17 protein-coding genes are annotated in these 16,676 nt (G+C 72.4%); 6 read left to right on the top strand and 11 right to left on the bottom strand.

Features of this window, described 5'->3' with window-relative positions; translation table 11 throughout:
* Positions 1-27: 27 nt before the first annotated feature.
* Complete coding sequence (locus tag AB0C26_RS09390) at positions 28-819, top strand: metalloregulator ArsR/SmtB family transcription factor (RefSeq protein WP_360244296.1); 792 nt, start codon at positions 28-30, stop codon at positions 817-819.
* A gap of 152 nt (positions 820-971) precedes the next feature.
* Here the strand turns inward: AB0C26_RS09390 and AB0C26_RS09385 are convergent, their stop codons facing one another.
* From AB0C26_RS09385 to AB0C26_RS09360, 6 genes are read right to left on the bottom strand one after another with little or no spacing between them, the layout of a single operon-like run.
* A complete protein-coding gene (locus AB0C26_RS09385; protein WP_360244293.1) occupies positions 972-3,218 on the bottom strand; it encodes an EAL domain-containing protein in 2,247 nt (748 codons plus the stop codon).
* Between the two features lie 50 nt (positions 3,219-3,268).
* Positions 3,269-4,324 carry a VWA domain-containing protein gene (locus AB0C26_RS09380; protein WP_360244290.1) on the bottom strand — a complete coding sequence of 352 codons (1,056 nt, stop codon included), beginning with the start codon at positions 4,322-4,324 and terminating at the stop codon, positions 3,269-3,271.
* On the bottom strand, positions 4,324-5,292 hold the full coding sequence (locus AB0C26_RS09375) for a VWA domain-containing protein (RefSeq protein ID WP_360244287.1): 969 nt from the start codon (positions 5,290-5,292) through the stop codon (positions 4,324-4,326). The genes AB0C26_RS09380 and AB0C26_RS09375 overlap by 1 nt, the downstream gene beginning before the upstream one ends.
* Entirely contained in the window at positions 5,289-6,170 is an 882-nt protein-coding gene (locus tag AB0C26_RS09370; RefSeq protein WP_360244284.1) for a DUF58 domain-containing protein, read from the bottom strand. The genes AB0C26_RS09375 and AB0C26_RS09370 overlap by 4 nt, the downstream gene beginning before the upstream one ends.
* A gap of 3 nt (positions 6,171-6,173) precedes the next feature.
* Positions 6,174-7,175, bottom strand: a complete 1,002-nt coding sequence (locus AB0C26_RS09365) for a MoxR family ATPase (protein WP_360244281.1) — start codon at positions 7,173-7,175, stop codon at positions 6,174-6,176.
* 15 nt (positions 7,176-7,190) lie between these two features.
* Positions 7,191-7,895 (bottom strand): trypsin-like peptidase domain-containing protein, encoded by a 705-nt coding sequence (locus AB0C26_RS09360; protein ID WP_360244278.1) that lies wholly within the window; start codon positions 7,893-7,895, stop codon positions 7,191-7,193.
* Positions 7,896-8,122: 227 nt separating this feature from the next.
* On the opposite strand from AB0C26_RS09360, the gene AB0C26_RS09355 reads away from it, so the two are divergent.
* Positions 8,123-8,608, top strand: coding sequence for a TspO/MBR family protein (locus tag AB0C26_RS09355; protein WP_360244275.1), 486 nt, complete (start codon positions 8,123-8,125; stop codon positions 8,606-8,608).
* Here the strand turns inward: AB0C26_RS09355 and AB0C26_RS09350 are convergent.
* Positions 8,605-8,889: a hypothetical protein gene (locus AB0C26_RS09350; protein WP_360244272.1), complete on the bottom strand. Its 285-nt coding sequence runs from the start codon at positions 8,887-8,889 to the stop codon at positions 8,605-8,607. The two genes, AB0C26_RS09355 and AB0C26_RS09350, sit on opposite strands and share 4 nt — an antisense overlap.
* A 103-nt stretch (positions 8,890-8,992) precedes the next feature.
* Between AB0C26_RS09350 and AB0C26_RS09345 the strand changes: the two genes are divergently transcribed.
* From AB0C26_RS09345 to AB0C26_RS09330, 4 genes are all read left to right on the top strand, one after another.
* Entirely contained in the window at positions 8,993-10,711 is a 1,719-nt protein-coding gene (locus tag AB0C26_RS09345) for a YncE family protein (RefSeq protein WP_360244269.1), read from the top strand.
* Positions 10,708-11,133, top strand: a complete 426-nt coding sequence (locus tag AB0C26_RS09340; protein ID WP_360244266.1) for a sigma factor-like helix-turn-helix DNA-binding protein — start codon at positions 10,708-10,710, stop codon at positions 11,131-11,133. Before AB0C26_RS09345 ends, AB0C26_RS09340 begins: the two co-directional genes overlap by 4 nt.
* Entirely contained in the window at positions 11,130-11,813 is a 684-nt protein-coding gene (locus AB0C26_RS09335) for a zf-HC2 domain-containing protein (protein ID WP_360244263.1), read from the top strand. The genes AB0C26_RS09340 and AB0C26_RS09335 overlap by 4 nt, the downstream gene beginning before the upstream one ends.
* A 117-nt stretch (positions 11,814-11,930) precedes the next feature.
* On the top strand, positions 11,931-13,937 hold the full coding sequence (locus AB0C26_RS09330) for a hypothetical protein (RefSeq protein ID WP_360244260.1): 2,007 nt from the start codon (positions 11,931-11,933) through the stop codon (positions 13,935-13,937).
* Position 13,938: 1 nt separating this feature from the next.
* On the opposite strand, the gene AB0C26_RS09325 is transcribed toward AB0C26_RS09330, so the two are convergent.
* The 4 genes from AB0C26_RS09325 to AB0C26_RS09310 form a co-directional block, all read right to left on the bottom strand.
* Complete coding sequence (locus AB0C26_RS09325; protein WP_360244257.1) at positions 13,939-14,577, bottom strand: SDR family oxidoreductase; 639 nt, start codon at positions 14,575-14,577, stop codon at positions 13,939-13,941.
* 96 nt (positions 14,578-14,673) lie between these two features.
* Entirely contained in the window at positions 14,674-14,988 is a 315-nt protein-coding gene (locus AB0C26_RS09320; RefSeq protein ID WP_360244254.1) for a hypothetical protein, read from the bottom strand.
* 90 nt (positions 14,989-15,078) lie between these two features.
* Entirely contained in the window at positions 15,079-16,041 is a 963-nt protein-coding gene (locus AB0C26_RS09315) for a zinc-binding dehydrogenase (RefSeq protein ID WP_360244251.1), read from the bottom strand.
* A complete protein-coding gene (locus tag AB0C26_RS09310) occupies positions 16,038-16,676 on the bottom strand; it encodes a 4'-phosphopantetheinyl transferase superfamily protein (RefSeq protein ID WP_360244248.1) in 639 nt (212 codons plus the stop codon). The genes AB0C26_RS09315 and AB0C26_RS09310 overlap by 4 nt, the downstream gene beginning before the upstream one ends.

Below are 16,676 nucleotides of genomic sequence, written 5' to 3'. Positions count from 1 at the left end.
GCCAATAGGCTGCCTATTGTGGGGCTCGTGGATGACGTGTTCAAGGCGCTCGCCGACGCCAGCCGGCGCCGCCTGCTCGACAGCCTCGAGGAGCACGACGGTCAGACCCTGCGCGAGCTGTGTGCCGGCCTCGCCATGGCCCGGCAGTCGGTCAGCAAACACCTCGCCGTGCTCGAGGCGGCCAACCTCGTCACCACGATGCGGCGAGGGCGCGAAAAGCTGCACTTCCTGAACGCCGAGCCGATCCACGCGATCACCGAGCGCTGGATCAGCCGCTACGACCGGGATCGCGTCCTCGCCCTGGCCACTCTCAAGACCGCGCTCGAGGAGGACACCACGGTGGAGCCGTTCGTCTACACCACCTACGTCAAGACCACGCCCGATCGCCTGTGGCGGGCCCTGACCGATCCGGCGTTCACCGCCCGCTACTGGGGGGTGACCTTCGAGTCCGGGTGGAAGCCCGGCGCCACCATGACCTGGACCGAGAACGGCAACACCATCCTCGACGCCGAGCAGGTGGTGCTGGAGTCCGATCCCGGCCGCCGGCTCTCGTACACCTGGCACACCTTCACCCCCGAGTGGGCGGCCGCCGCCGGTGTCGCCGATGACCTTTTGGCCAAGCTGCGCGACGAGCAGCGCTCCCGCGTCACCTTCGACCTCGAGCCCGCCGGCGACACGGTCAAGCTGACCGTGACCCACGATCGCTTCGACCCGGACAGCACCCTGCGCACGATGATCAGCCAGGGCTGGCCGGCACTGCTCTCCAGCCTCAAGACGCTGCTGGAGACCGGCCGTCCGCTACCCGAGCCGGCGGCCTGAGCGCTGCCAGTCGCGGAAGACGAAGCGGTGCACCGACTTCAGGCCCACCCGGTGGCGGACCGTGACCGTGGTGGTGCGGGTGATCCGCACTGGCGCGCGGCGCCCACCTGGCCGGACTCCTCGGGCAGCCGGCACCGACGGCCTCGCCACGTTCATGAGCTGAGGGCGGTCGCCGCGCCGAGGCGGCCGCGCAGGTCGGCCGCGCTCATCGGGCGGGCGAAGTGGAAGCCCTGGGCGCGTTCGTAGCCGAGCCGGGTCATCAGGGCCGCCTGCTCCGCGGTCTCTACGCCCTCGGCCACCGTCTGCAACCCGAACGCCCGGGCCATCTGGGCCACGGCGTCGGCGATCGCGTCCGAGCCGCCGTCCGGCACGAAGGAGCGGTCCAGCTTGATCTGGTCGACCGGGCAGCTGGCGAGCAGGCTGAGCGTGGACGCGCCGGTGCCGAAGTCGTCCAGCGACAGCCGTACGCCCAGGTCCCGCAGGCCCTGAAGGTTCTCGGTGGTCGCGCCGCCGCCGACCGCCACCGACTCGGTGATCTCCACGGTCAGCCGGTGGGCCGGGAGACCGCTGTCGCGCAGCGCCGCCGCCACCACGGCCGGGAATCCGTCCTCGCGGAGCTGCCGGGCCGACACGTTCACCGACACCGTCGGCTCGCCGGGCCAGGTCGCCGCCTCGCGCGTGGCGGCACGCAGCACCCAGACGCCGAGCGGGACGATCAGGCCGGTCTCCTCGGCGGTGTCGATGAAGGCGCCCGGCCCGAGCAGGCCCTCGACCGGGTGCTGCCAGCGGACCAGCGCCTCGGCGCCGGTGATCCGGCCGTCCGGCAGCGTCACCACCGGCTGGAAGTACACGGCCAGCTGGTCCTCGGTGATGGCCGTGCGCAGCGCGGCGGCCTGGCGGCTGCGTTCGGCGCCGCGCGTCTCCATCTCCGGCCGGTACCGCTCGTATCCGCCCTCGCCCCGGCCCTTCGCCTCGTACATCGCGATGTCGGCCCGGCGCAGCAGGTCACCGGCGTCGTCGCCGCGGTGGCCGTCGGCCACGCCGAAGCTGGCACGCGCGGTCAGCGGCCGGCCGTCGACGAGGGCCGGCTCGAGCAGGGCGGCCGCGATCCGCACGAGCATCCGCTCCACGTCCTTGCCCGCGGCGCCCTCGAAGAGGATGGCGAACTCGTCGCCGCCGAGCCGGGCGACCGTGTCGACCGGCCGGACGTTGGCCCGCATCCGCTCGGCCACGTGCACCAGCAGCGCGTCGCCGGTGGCGTGCCCGAGGGTGTCGTTGACGGTCTTGAAGTCGTCGAGGTCGATCAGCACGACGCTGAACGGCTCGTCCGGGCCGGAACGGGTCACCGCGGCGGTGACCCGTTCGCCGAACAGCGCCCGGTTGGCCAGGCCGGTCAGCATGTCGTGCGAGGCCTCGTAACCGATCCGGGCCAGCAGGGCGTCGTTCTGCCGGAAGGCGATCAGCTGGCGGACGACCACCAGCGCGGTCAGTGTGACCGCGACGCCGTCGATCAGCAACCCGTCCCCGGTGCCGCGGACGTTGTGCAGCAGGACCAGGGCGTCGACCGCCGCGACGGCCAGGTACGGCATCAGGCTGTAGCCGCGCGGGGCCCGCCGGGACCGGGCGCCGGCCGCGGTGTCCACCACCTGCGTCCGGGCGCCGGTGGCGGCGGCGAACGCCGCGAACGGCAGCACCAGGAGCAGCAGGTTGCCGTCGGGCTGGTGCGGATGGAGGAAGCTGATCGCCGAGCCGAGCCCACCGATCAAGGCCGACGCGCCGATCCAGTACAGCCCGCGCCGGGCGAACGAGTCGACACCGGCCAGCACCACCTTGGCCGCCAGGTAGACGCCGTTCAGGCCGGCGCCCATGATGGTGGCCGCGGCGAGGACCCGGGGCACGGTGACCCGGCCGTCGGCGAACAGGGCGGACGCGGCGAAGTGCCAGACCAGCAGCCCGGCGGCGGCCGACAGCGTGCCCAGATCGAGCCAGACGCCGACCATGCGGGTGCGGTCGCGGGCGCTGAACGGCAGGCCGATCAGCGGCCAGGTCAGCACGACGCCGCCCAGAATGTGCAGGACCACCGAAGCCGGCAGCAGCCAGCCGGCCACGCCGGCTTCGGCGAGAACGCGCAACCCGGTGACGCCGACGAAGAGGGAGATGCCGACCTCGACCGTGCGCCAGTAGCGGCGCACCACCGGGGCGGAGCCCGGATCGGTCTGCACCCGCCGGCACAGCACGAGGGCCGGAACGATGACCGCGATCACCAGGAGCCAGTTCACCGGCGCCGGCCACAGCGGTCCGGTGCCCTCCTGGACCAGAAACGCGGCGACATTGACGATCAGCAATGCCGTGACGGCCTGGAACGCGCGATCGGCGAAGAGGGGCGGACGGTCGGGCACGCCTGTTCATCGACAGGCCCGGGGCCGAGGTGAGCACTCGGCTGGAGTCTCTATTCCTTCGGCCGGGGTGCCCGGTTCCACCAGAGCGAAAGCCCCACCCCGGCGAAGACCAGCACGGCGCCGGCCAGCACGAACCAGACCGTCGCCTCGACCTTCTGCTCGCGCAGGTTGAATTCGCGCGGCAGGTCGGTCAGCACGTCCACCAGTTGATCCGCGTCCTCGGCCCGGAAGTACTTGGCGCCGGTCACGTCCGCGACCTGGGTCAGGGCGTCCTCGTCGATCTCCTGATTGCGGCCGGTACCCCGGCCGCCGCCGCCGAACCGGCCGCCGCCGAAGGGGGAGTCGCCGCCGATCTGGTCGGCCGTGCAGACCATCGGGGCGGGCGTGGTCGTACCGAAGCCGATCGTGTAGACGCGTACTTTGCGCGCCGCCGCCTGCTCGGCTGCCGTCACCGGGTCGACGCCGGTCGTGTTCGAGCCGTCCGTCAGCACCACGATGGTGTCCGGCTCGTAGTCGCCGGTGTTCTCCGACGGTGGCAGGTCGGCGCCCGTCTTGGCCACGTTCGGGTTCGTCTCGGCGATGGCGTCGATCGAGGTCAGAATGGCCTGGCCGATCGCCGTGCCACGGGCCGTGCGCAGGGTGCCGATCGCGTCGAGCAGGGAGTCCTTGTCGGTGGTCGGCGCGACCAGCAGGCCCGCGATGCCCGAGAAGGCGACCAGCCCGATCCGGGTGCCGTCCTGCTGGGCCTTGATGAACTCGCGCGCCGCGTCGGTCGCCACGGTGAACCGGTTGGGTTCCACGTCGGTCGAGCACATCGAGCCGGAGACGTCGATGGCCAGCAGGATCGAGGTGCTGTTGGACGGCACCGACACGGTCGCCTGCGGGCGGGCCAGGCTGACGGCCAGCGGCAGGAAACCGGCCAGGAAGAGCCAGACCGGGATGCGGCGCTTCCAGGACGTCCGCCCGGGAAGCGCGGCCCGGATCACCGCGACGCTGGAGACGGTGACGGCGGTGCGCTTGCGGCGCCGGTTCAGCCACCAGCGGGCCGCCAGCAGCAGCGGCACGGTCAGCAGCGCGAGCAGCGCCCACGGCCAGCTGAACGACATCAGACGATCCTTCCGTGCCAGCGGGTGCCCAGCAGCGCGCCGAGCATGAGCAGCAGCAGGGCGGCGCCGGCGAACGGCGCGGTCAGCTCGACCGGCTCCTTCTTGGCGGTCAGCCGCAGGTCGATCGATTTCGTCGTGTCGGACACCGCCGCGGCGTCGCCCGCCGGGTGGTAGGCGCCGCCGGTGACCTGCGAGATCGTGGTGAGGGTCCGCTCGTCGAGCTGGGTGCCCAACTGATAGCCGTCGACTTCGACGGTCGCGCCCCGGGCCGTGCCCACGCCGACGGTCTGGACGCGTACCCCGGCCGCGGCCGCCAACTCGGCCGCCGCCTCGACGTCGGGGCCGCCCGTCTCCTGCCCGTCCGAGAAGACCACGATCGTCGCCGACGGCCAGTAGCCGAGCTCGGGCGCCGGCGCGCCGTCCTCGGGCAGGGCGACCGGCTTGCCGGTGATCGTGCCGAGCCCGACCAGGATCGCCTGCCCGAGCGACGTGCCGCCACTGGCCGAGAGCCGCCCGATGGCGGACACCGCCGCGCCGTGGTCGTCGGTCGGCGCCTGGGTGAGCAGGGCCTGCTCACCGAAGACGAGCACACCCACGTCGACCGTGTCCGGCTGGTCCTCGACGAACTCCGTGGCCGCCTGCTGCGCCGCCGCCAGCCGCGACGGGCTGACGTCGGTCGCCCGCATGCTGTTCGAGACGTCGAAGGCGAGCAGGACGGTCCCGGACACGCGCGGCACAGTCAGCTCGGCCTGCGGCCGGGCCAGTCCCACCAGCAGGACCGGCAGGGCCAGGAGGATCAGGCCGTACGGGAGATGGCGGCGCACCGCGGACCCGCGGGACACCAGCGACGCGAAGCCCGCCGCGGCCAGCGCCGAGCTGCGGCGCCGTTGAAGCCAGAGGTAGCCGTGGACCGCCGCCGCCGTGACGACCAGGGCGACGATCAACAGCAGGGGATGGAGGAAGCTCACCGGCGCCCCCGTCCGGACGTGCGGACCATCTCGACGAGCGCGGCCAGCATGTCCTGGTCGGTGGTGACCCGGTGCGCCGCCACCCCCGCCTTGCGCATGCCCTCGGCCACCGCGTCCTCGCGAGCACCGACCTGCTCGGCCAGGCGCCCGCGCAGCAGCGGATCGCTCGTGTCGACGAGCAGTTGCTCGCCGGTCTCGGCGTCCTCGACCAGGATCACGCCCACGTCCGGCAGATCCAGTTCCGACGGGTCGACCACCCTGATCACGACCACCTCGTGCCGGTGGGTCAGCATCGCCAGCGACCGGTCCCAGCCGGGTTCGCCGATGAAGTCCGACATCACGAACACCAGGCTCCGGCGCCGGGAGGTGGTGGCCGCCGCCATCCGAAACATTTCAGACAAATCCGTAATAGCCGAGGATTTCGGTGCAGGAGCCAGCAGGGCTCTCGTGATCCGCAAGATCTGATCACGGCCGGGCCGCGGTGGGATCACCTGGTGCGAGTCGTTGTCGAACAGGATCGCACCGACCCGGTTCCCACCCTGGGAAACGAGCCGGGCCAGCGCGACCGCCAGTTCGGCGGCGACGGACTCCTTGCCCTCGCCGCGGCCGAAGCGCATCGAGGCCGACCGGTCCACCACCAGCCAGGCGGTCAGCTCGCGGTCCTCGGTGTACTGCCTGATGTACGGCTCGTCGAGCCGCGCCGTGACGTTCCAGTCGATGTGCCGGACGTCGTCCTCGGCGGTGTAGGCGCGCAGGTCGGTGAAGTCGATGCCGGTGCCGTGCCACACCGTGCGGTACGCGCCCTGCAGCCGCCCGTCGAGGCGGCGGCCGAGCCGCCACTCCAGGCGCCGCAGCAACCTGTCCGAAGGGGTGGTCATGCGTCAGCGGCCTCGCCCGGCGGGCTCCGGGATCGCCACGTTGGCCAGGATCTTCGACAGGATCAGATCGGGCGTGACCTCATCCGACAGCGCCTCGTAAGACAGCACCATGCGGTGTCGCATGACATCGAGGGCAAGGTCGGTCAGATCTTCCGGTACGACGTACTCGCGCCCCCGGACGAAGGCCAGCGCCCGCGCCGCGAGGACCAGGCTGATCGACGACCGAGGGCTGGCCCCGAAGGTCACGTACCGGGCCAGGTCGGTCAGGCCGATCCGGGCCGGGTCCCGGCTCGCGTGGGCCAGGTTCACCGCGAACTCGATGAGGGACGGGTCGACGTACACCCGGTCGGTCTGCTCTTGAAGCTCGACCAGCGTGTCGGGGTCGATGATCTTCTGGATGACCGCGGCCTTGGTCAGCGCCCGCTCGACCACCACGAACTCCTCGGTCGGGCTCGGGTAGCCGACCAGCACCTTCATCATGAAGCGGTCGACCTGGGCCTCGGGCAGCGGATAGGTGCCCTCGGTCTCGATCGGGTTCTGGGTGGCCATGACCAGGAACGGGTGGGGCACCTTGTGGGTCTCGCGGCCGATCGTGACCTGGCGTTCCTGCATGACCTCGAGCAGCGCCGACTGCACCTTGGCCGGCGCCCGGTTGATCTCGTCGGCCAGCAGCAGGTTGGTGAAGACCGGGCCGAGCTGCACCTGGAACTCGCCGGTCGGCTGGTGGTAGACGCGGGTGCCGACGATGTCGGCCGGCACCAGGTCGGGCGTGAACTGCACCCGGTGGAACTCGCCGCCGATCGCCTCCGCGAGCGATTTCACGGCCAGCGTCTTGGCCAGACCGGGCACGCCCTCGACCAGAATGTGCCCGCGTGCGAGCAGGGCCACGATGAGCCGTTCGAGCAGGACGTCCTGCCCCACGATGGTCTTCTTGACCTCGTAGAGCACCTTCTCGATCGGCCCGGCCGAGGCCGCCGGAGCGTCGGTCCAGTTGTAGGGGCTCATAGTCCGTCCTTTTTCTCAGAGGGGCGGTGCCTGTCCGTCGCCCTCGCCGCCGCCGAGAGCGGCCCCGATGGGCACGGCGAAGCCGATGCCGATGAAGGTGCCGGCGTCCGTCGGGTTGGCCAGCGCCACCACGACGCCGACGACCTGGCCCTGCGTGTTGATCAGCGGGCCGCCCGAGCTGCCCGGGTTGACCGCGGCATCGAACTGGATGAGCCCGGCGATGTCGCCGCCCCGGTCGCGGGCGAGCGTGCGCTCGAGGCCGGAGACGACGCCGCTGGTGGTGGTCGCGGTCAGGCCGAGCGGGTTGCCGATGGCCACCACGTCGTCGCCGACCGCCGAGCCGCCGCCGAGCACCGCCGGCACCACCGTCTCGGGCAGCTTGGCCGGGGTGAGGGTGGCGATGTCCTGCGCGGGGCTCGAGCTCGCGACCTGTGCGGTCGTCTCGCTGCCGTCGGCGTACGAGATCTGGATGTTCTTGGCGCCCTCGATCACGTGGTGAGCGGTGAGGATCGTGCCGTCCGCGTTGATGATGAATCCGGTGCCGCTGTCGGCGCCCTCGCCGCCGCCGCTGGCCTTGATCAGCACGACCGAGGGACGCAGCGCCTGATAGACCTCGGTGACTGTCAACGGCCCCGGAGAGGCCGACGGCGACGCGGACGGCCGGGGCGTCGCGGCGGGCTCCGGAGAGGACCGGAAGAGCACGACCGCGGTGATCGCCACGGCCCAGACCGCGACCGCGCCGACCAGAACTCTGCGCCCCGTCGAACGTCGCGGCTTCGGCGTTTCCCGCGGCGTCTGATCAGTGCCGGGCGGCAGGACTTCCATCACGTCGCACCCGCAACAGTGAGCATCCCTCGACTCTAAGAGCGGATTCTCAAAATCCGCTAAGAGCTTGCGCCGCTTTTCCTAAGGCGTTTCACCTGCCGGGACGCGGGCATTCCGGTCTTATGACGTACGCCGCCCGAAGCCCGCGCGCCACCCACCGCTGGATCGCCCTGCTCGTCTTCGGGTTCGCCGTCTTCGTCGCCGCCGCCATCGGCGGCCTGGGCGTCGCCGGCACGTCCACCGAGTACAACAGCTTGCAGCAGCCCGCCTGGGCCCCGCCGTCGTGGCTGTTCGGCCCGGTCTGGACGGTGCTCTACGTGATGATCGCCCTGGCCGGCTGGCTGGTCTGGCAGCGGGCGGGCTTCACCCGGCCGCTCTGGCTCTACACCGCCCAGCTGGTGCTCAATGCGATCTGGACCCCGCTGTTCTTCGGCGCCGGCCAGTACGGCCTGGCCTTCGCCGACATCGCCGTCCTGTGGCTCCTGATCGGCGCCACGGTAGTCACCTTCTGGAAGGTCCACCGGGGCGCCGCCCTGCTCCTGCTCCCGTATTGGGCCTGGGTGACGTACGCCAGCGCCCTCAACCTGGCCATCTGGCAACTCAACTAGCGCATCGAGGCGAGCAGCCCCACGCCCTCGGCTACCGCGCCGTCCTGGGCCAGGGCGCGGAAGTCGGCCTTGACCTCGTCCCGGGACAGGGTGCCGTTGCGGACGGCCCGGTAGCGGACCATGTGCCAGACGAAGACGCCGAGGCCGGCGAACCGGGTGCCGGCCTCGATGACCTCCTCCTCGAGCTCGACGATGCCGTCCGGGGAGGGGAGGAAGCGGGCCAGATCGGCGTCGAGATCGCGCTCGATGTGGCCGGTCAGAGAAGCGACGGTGAGAGCCACCGGCGGATCTCAGCGGCCGCGACGGATATCGAAACAGGTGCCAACTTCGCTCCGTGTCTTCCAAAAGGCGCCATCGTCACAGCATGATGATCGCGGGGACACTATGAGTGAAGATCAGTTGCCACCGAGTGCACTGGCCGAGATCGGGAGCCCGATCCGGGAGACCAGGCTGTCCGGCGTGGAGACTCTGGCCCGGCTCGCCTGGGGCGCCGACCTCGAGACCGCCTCCGCCGCCCGGCTGGCCCTGCAGCGGATGATGGACGACGACAGCCGCAGCGTCTCCGCCGCCGCGGCCACCGCCCTGGAGCAGACGGCCGTGCGTCTCGACCCCGAGCGGGTCGACTTCGGTGTGGTCGCGGCCGAGACGCCGCGCCTGGTGGCCGACGTCCGGGTCGAGGGGCCGCCGCTCGCGGTCGCCGGCGCCACCGTGACCGTCTCCGGTCCCGGCCTGCGGGCGATGCTCACCGACCGCCAGCTGCGGATCATGTGGCTGCCCCGGTCCGACTGGCTCGACGGCTCGGTGACCGTGCGCGGCCCGGCCGGCTGGGCCGAGGTCCGCGTCACCGGTCAGGTCGCGGCCACGGTTCCCCTCGAACGGGTGCCGGCCGAGGCCGACGGCCTGCGGACGTACGACGGGGTGTCCGGCTACGGCGGCTACGGCCCGGCCCGGGTGACAGTGCTGCCCCCGCCGCCACCGCCCCCGCGCCGCCAGATCGGCACGACGGTGCTCGTCGCGATCCTCACCACGCTGGTCGTCCTCGGCGGCGCCGGTGTCGCCATGGCCCTGCTCAACGACACCTCACCGGGCCGGAACGTGGCCGCCGAGCCGACCGCGCCGGAGGCCAACGAGGAGATCGGCCCCGCCGGTTCGCTCGCGCCGCAGGTCACCCGGGTGCCGCTCGGCGCGCGGGTGAAGAGCCTGGCCGCGCCCACTGTCGCCGGCACCGTCCGGGTCGGTACCGAACCCGAGGGCCTGGCCATCTCGCCCGACAGCCGCACGGTCTACGTGGCCAACCAGAACTCGCACGTTCTCTCGATCATGGACGTGCCGAGCCGCAAGGTGACCTCGGTGACCCTGCGGAACAACCCCCGGTTCGCCACCACCTCCCGCGACGGCCGCCTCGTCTTCGTCTCGATGTACGAGAACGACAAGCGCACCGGCAGCGGCGTGGCGGTGGTCGACGCGCGTACCAAGAAGGTCGTGCGTTACCTCCAGACAGGCCTGCAGCCGTACACCCTGTCGGTCGGCCCCGACGGCAACCTGTGGGTGCCGATCCACAGCGAGGGCCGGGTCGAGATCTTCAAGGCCGGCAGCCTGGAGCGCACCGGCAACATCACTCTGCCGCCCAACCCGCACGCGGTCGGCTTCTCGGCCGACCTGGGCCGCGCGTTCTCGGCCAACCACGAGTCCAACCTGGTCTCGGTCATCGACATGCGGGCGAACAAGCTGGTCACCACCATTCCGGTCAGCCGCGCACCGCACAGCATCGCCGTCTCCCCGGACGGCCGGGTGGTGCTGGTGGCCGGCTACGAGGCGAACACCGCCGACCTCATCGACGCCAACACGCTGCGGCGCAGCGGGCCGTACCAGGTGGGCCGCGAGCCGCAGAGTGTCGGCGTCTCGGCCGACGGCCGGCACGCGTACGTGGTGAACGAGGGTGACAACACGGTCTCCGTGCTGAACACGACCACCGGCGTGGCGACCGCCACGGTCAAGGTCGGCGGCAGCCCGCGCAGCATCACGGTCGCCCCCGACGGCCGCTTCGCGTACGTCTCCAACGGCAAGGACCACACCATCACGGTGCTGCGGGTGGGGGAGTGAGCCGGCGCGACCGTGCCGCCGGCGAAGTGCTAGTGCGGCGGCTCTTCACCGAGCACGGCGCCGCCCTCCTGGCGTACGCGTCCAGGCTGCTCGGCGACCACACCCAGGGGGCCGAAGTCGTTCAGGAGACGCTGGTGCGTGCCGCTTTCACCGACACCAGGGCGGAGCTTTTCGAGGCCGTACGAGATCTGGCCGTGGCCCGTCTCCGCACGCGCACCCAGGCCGTCGTGCCCGCCACCGGGTCGATCGCGATGCTGCGGGCCGTCGAGGCCCTTCCCGCCGAGGAGCGCGAGGTGCTGAACGCGCTCTACTTCCAGGGCCGCGACCTCAAGGAGGCGGCGGCCACGCTCGGTGTGCCCGCCGAGACGGTCAAGGTGCGCGGCTACCAGGCGCTGCGCCGGCTGCGCGGGGTGACCGCGTGACCGGGCACGAGACCGATCAGCTCGGCGCGTACGCCCTCGGCGTCCTCGACGACGACGAGTGGGCGGCGGTCCACGCGCACGTCGAGAGCTGCGCGGACTGCCGGCGCGAGGTGGCCGAGCTGCGGGCCACGGAGGAACTGCTGGGCGAGGTGCCGCCCGAGGCCTTCCTCGACGGGCCACCCCAGGGCGGCGATGCGCTGCTGCAACGGACGCTTGCGGAGGTACGGGCGGAGGGCGACCGCCGCGACAAAGGCCGCCGTCTCGTGTGGACCCTCGCCGCCGCGCTGGTCGCGGTGGCCGCGCTCGGCGGCGGGGCCTGGGCCGGCCGCAGCACCGCGCCCGCGGCCGTGGCGGCCACCCAGTCGCCGGCGCCCGCCTCCGCCGCCCCGCCGGTCTCCGGCGCCGCGACCAACGCCGCGACCGGGGTCAGCATGAACGTCACCGTCCGGCCCGCGGCCGGCTGGGTGCGGCTCAGCGCCTCCGTCGGCGGCGTCCCCGCTGGTGAGCAGTGCCGTCTCTATGTCGTCGGCCAGGACGGGGCCCGGCAACTCGCCGGCAGCTGGCTCGTGTCGGAGCCGGAGACCAGCGTCGAGGGCAGCGCCCTGATCGCTCCGGCCGACGTGGCGTCGGTGGAGGTCGAGACGTACGCGGGCCGGCCCTTGGTCGAGGTTGACCTGTAGTTGGTCTTGGCCCAGCTATCGCGCTTGTCTAGTTGGACGCATATCATCAGAGCGTAATTGGACGGTCGCGTAGCGTCACTTTCTCGATAGCGTCACCTTCTGGCGGGGGTGGTTCGGATGACCACAGCAGGGTGGTTCGCTCTCGGCATCACCGTGTTCGGATCCCTCTGCTACGCGACCGCCTCCATCCTCCAGGCCGTCGGCGCCCGCCGCAGCGTCGGCACGGTCCGCACCATGGCCCACCCGCTCTACATGCTGGGCCTTCTCTTCGACATCCTGGCCTGGATCGGCGCCATGATCGCCCTGCGCGAGCTGGCCGTGTACGTCGTCGAATCCATCCTGGCCGGCTCGCTCGCCATCACCGTCCTCGTGGCCCGCTTCGCCCTCGACTGCCGCCTGCGCAAACGCGACGCGGCGGCGGTCGTCGTCACGATCGCCTCGCTGAGCTTCCTGGCCCTGTCGGCCGGCCCGCAGGACGACGTGCACACCAGCGACGAACTGCGCTTCGCGCTCTGCGCCGCCGCGATGGTGATGGTGCTGGTCGGCTGGGGCGCGGCCAAGGTGCAGGCCCCCGGCGGCCTGATCGCCGCCTTCGCCGGCCTGTCACTGGGCGGCGCCGCCCTGATCGGCCGCTCCCTGCCGGTCCCCGAGGGCCTGAGCACCGGCCAGACGGCCCTGGCGATCGTCACCGAACCGCTCACACTGGCCCTGCTGACGTTCGCGGCCACCGGCATGATGCTCTACGCGCACGCCCTCCAGCACGGCGACGTGGGCCCGGTCACGGCCATCCACTGGACGGCCGAGGTCTGCGCCCCCTCGGTGGTGGCGATGGCGTTCCTGGGCGACACCGTCCGCGAGGGGTGGCTGCTCCCCGCCGTCATCGCGGGCGTCGCCACGGTCACGGCGGCCGTGGTGCTGGCAACGGCCCCGGCCACCCACGTCACGGCCAAGCCGGAGGAGAGCGCCCAGCCGGCCCTGGCCCAGCGGGTCCGGGCGGCGCTGCCCGCCCCCGAGATCCCGGCCTGGGTACGCCCCCTGGGCGAAAAGGTCATCTGGTGGGGCGCCCCGCCGATCTGGCGCCCGCCCAACCGCGCTCACCCCATCGAACCGGCCTACCGAGCCGCCGCCGTCCCCTCCGCCGCGGCCGTCCCCGCTTACCCCCAGTCCAGCTACCAGCGGCCGCAGTACCCGCAGCACTCGCAGCCCCAATACGCCCAGTCCCAGTACGGCCAGCCCCAGCACGGCCAGCCTCAGTACTGGCAGCCCCAGCACGGCCAGCCTCAGTACGCCCAGCCCCAGCACGGCCAGCCTCAGTACGCCCAGCCCCAGCATGGCCAGCCCCAGTACGGCCAGGCCCAGCATGCGCAGTCCGACTATCCGAAGCCCGCCTATATGCAGTCCGGCCATCCGGAGTCCGGCTACCCGCACTTCTCCGCTCTCCCCACGGCAACGGCTCACGCCCAGGCGTCGGAGCCGCCGTATCAGGGCGGCTCCGCGCGGCCGGCCCAGGCTGAGGCGATGGTGCCGCCGTATCAGGGTGGTTCCGCGCGGCCGGCCCAGGCTGAGGCGATGGTGCCGCCGTATCAGGGTGGCCCCGCTCGGTCGGTTCGGGCCGAGGCGATGGTTCCGCCGTATCAGGCAGGGCCTGCCGTGTCGCCGTATCAAGAAGAGCCCGCGCCGACCGCCCATGATGAGACGGTGGTGCCGCCGTACCAGGGTGGGCCCGCGCCGACCGCCCATGCCGAGATGATCGTGGCGCCCTACCAGGGCGGGCCCGCGCCGACGGTTCGTGGCGAGGCGATGGTGCCGCCCTACCAGGCCCGGCCCCTCGTCCCGCCGTATCAGGGCCAGCCCGCGCCGGCAGTCCGCGCCGAGGCGATGGTGCCGCCCTACCAGAGCCGGCCCACCATGCCGCCGTACCAGGCCACGCCCGCCGCGCCGCCGGCCCACAGCCGGCCCGTCGAGCCGCTGTCCCACAGCCGGGCCACCGAGCCGCCGGCCCACGGCCGGCCCGGCGCGCAGCCGGCCACGACCGTTGCGAAGCTGGATGAGGATCGGACTGGGCCGGCGCCGCGGACCGATCCGCGGTGGTGGAGTGATCCGGCGGTTGATGGGGAGTGGTGAGTTACAGAAGGCGTACGGCCTCGGGAATCGGGGTCGCGCCGTTGTTGAAGTTGATGGTGCGCCCGTAGGTGGACGGCTCGCCCAGCACCTCGGCCACCACCGCCGCCACGTCGGCGCGGGACACCGAACCCGACGTGGAGCCCTGCTCGGCCGTCTCGATGCGGCCCGTTCCGGGGGCGTCGGTCAACGCGCTCGGCCCCAGGATCGTCCAGTTCAGCTTCGACTCGCGCAGGTGGGCGTCGGCCGCCGCCTTCGCCTCGGCGTAGGCGTAGAAGCCGTTCTCCGGCGGCACCCCGTGCTCGGGGCCCGCCCCGAAGTACGACACCATCACATAGCGGTTCACCCCGCCGCGGGTCGCCGCGTCCATCGACCGGATCGCCGCGTCGCGGTCCACCGCGTACGTCCGCTCCGGGTTTCCGCCGCCGGCCCCGGCCGACCAGACGATCGCGTCGTGGCCCTCGAACAGGGCCGCCATCTCCTCGACGCTCGCCTGTTCCATGTCGAAGACCACCGGTTCCGCGCCGGTCGCGGCCACCTCGGCCGTGTGTTCGGCGTTCCGGAAGACCGCAGTCGCCTCGTCGAGCAGCGGCAGCAGAAGCCGCGCCACCTTTCCGTGCCCACCCACCACAAGAACGCGCATTCCTGACACGGTACCCGCGGTAGGGCCTCGGCGACGTCGTCGAACGATCCAGGGGGAGCGCGCCGCCCTGGAGCGCGTAGGCGCCGCCGAGGCGGCTCAGCTCGCCGCGCGGTGGAGTTCGTCGCGCGGCACGCGCAGGTTGACCACGGCCGGCTCGCCCTCGACGCTGTCGGCGATCTGGTCGCCGCCCGCGTACACGTCGTTGGAGAGCAGGCCGGTGCCGTCGATACGCAGGTAGCCCGTGGCGACCAGGCTCTCGGCTACTCCGGCCACCGTGTCGGGCCGTACGTCGGTGCCCGGCATCTGGACGGCGGTCACGGAGCCGACCTCGTCGCCGGTCGCGTCGACGACGGTCATGCCCACGTTCACCCGGGCGATGGGAAGGGGTTCGGTCGGACTGTTCGGCTGCATGACGTCGGAATTCCCCGACAGACCAGCGCAAAACGCGACGGCGGGTGGAGCGCCGGATCAGCCCGTCCCGAGGGCGGCCGGCCCGGCTCGTCAACGCCCGCCGGGCGGCCTCACCGTGATCTTGCCGGTGGTGCGGCGGGCGAGCAGGTCGTCGACGGCCCGGCGCACGTCGGTCATCGGATAGGTGGCCTCGACGAGCGGCCGGAGCCGGCCGGCCGCCACGAGGCCGAGCATCTCGGCCAGCGGCTCGCGGTAGGCGCCGGGCACGGTCAGCGCCGGCCGCAGCCAGAAGCCGGCGACCGCCAGGTTCCGGTCGGCCAGCACGCCCGGGTCGACCGGCGGGCGGCCCTCCCGTGACGCGTTGCCGAAGGTCACGAGCCGGCCGAAGTTCCCGAGCGCGTCGAGCCCGGCGCTGAACACCCGGCCGCCGACCGAGTCGAGCACGACGTCCACGGGGCGGCCGCCGTTGGCTTCGACGACCCTCTCGGCGTACCCGCAAGCGTCTGAAGGAACCGCGACGTCCGCTGCCAGCGCGACCACCAGATCGCGTTTGGCCTGGGTGGAGGCCGTGCCGATGACGCGGCCGGCGCCGAAGTGCCGGGCGAGCTGGACGGCGAGCGAACCGACCCCGCCGGCCGCGGCGTTGACGACGACGGTCTCGCCGGGCGCGAGGCGGGCGCTGTTGCGCAGCACGTGCCAGGCGGTCAGGCCCTGCACCAGCAGCGCCAGTGCCTCGGCGTCACCGACCCCGTCGGGCACGTCGACGGCGTCGGCCGCGGCCACGACCGCGCGCTCGGCGAAGCCGCCACCGTCGAATGTGGTCGCCATGACCCGCCGGCCGTCGCCGGTGCGCCCGATCACCTCGGTTCCCGGCACGAACGGCAGCGCGGGCGTGGGCTGGTAGCTCCCGGCGATCCGGCCGGTGTCGGCGAAGTTCAGCCCGGCCGCGCTGACCTCGACCAGCAGCTGCCCCGCGCCGGCCACCGGCTCGGCCACGTCGGCCAGTTCCAGGACTTCGGGCCCGCCGAAACGCGAGCACTGCACCGCGATCACGGCCGCGACCCTACCGTCACCGCGGTCAGGACCAGGTCGTGCTCGACCGTGAAGCGGCCGTGGAACTCGGGGAGCGGGGAGTCGACGAGCGGCCGGCCGGTGAACGTCCGCGCGGCCGGGTCGATGGTCAGGACGCACTCGTCGAAGCCGAGCCAGCGCTCGGTCAGCGGGAACCACGCCTTGTAGATGGACTCCTTGGCGCTGAACAGCAGCCGGTCCCAGTGGAGGTCGCCGCCGAGCCCGGCCAGCATCTCGCGTTCGGCGGGCAGCGTGACGCCCGGAACGACTTCGGGTGGCAGCGCCGCGTGCGGCTCGCCGTCGATGCCCACCGACGCGATGTCACCGGCCCGGGCCACCGCCGCCGCCCGGTAGCCGGCGCAGTGCGTGATGCTGCCGACCACCCCGGCCGGCCACAGCGGCTGCCGTCGCGGGCCGGTCAGGATGGGCGCCGGCGGGAAGCCGAGCCGTCGCAGCGCCTCGCGGGCGCTGCGACGGCCGGTGATGAACTCGCGGCGCCGCCCCTCGGTGGCCCGCGCGATCAGTTGTTCCTCACCGGGGAACGGTTCTTCGCCGGGGAGGTCGCCGAAGGCCTCGACGATCACCACTTCCGGCGGCACGAGGTCGATCAGCGTCAC

The sequence above is a fragment of the Actinoplanes sp. NPDC048796 genome (assembly GCF_040650035.1).
Classification (GTDB): domain Bacteria; phylum Actinomycetota; class Actinomycetes; order Mycobacteriales; family Micromonosporaceae; genus Actinoplanes.
The sequence above is the reverse complement of the archived record's forward strand: the minus strand, read 5'-3'. Positions and strand labels throughout refer to the sequence as shown.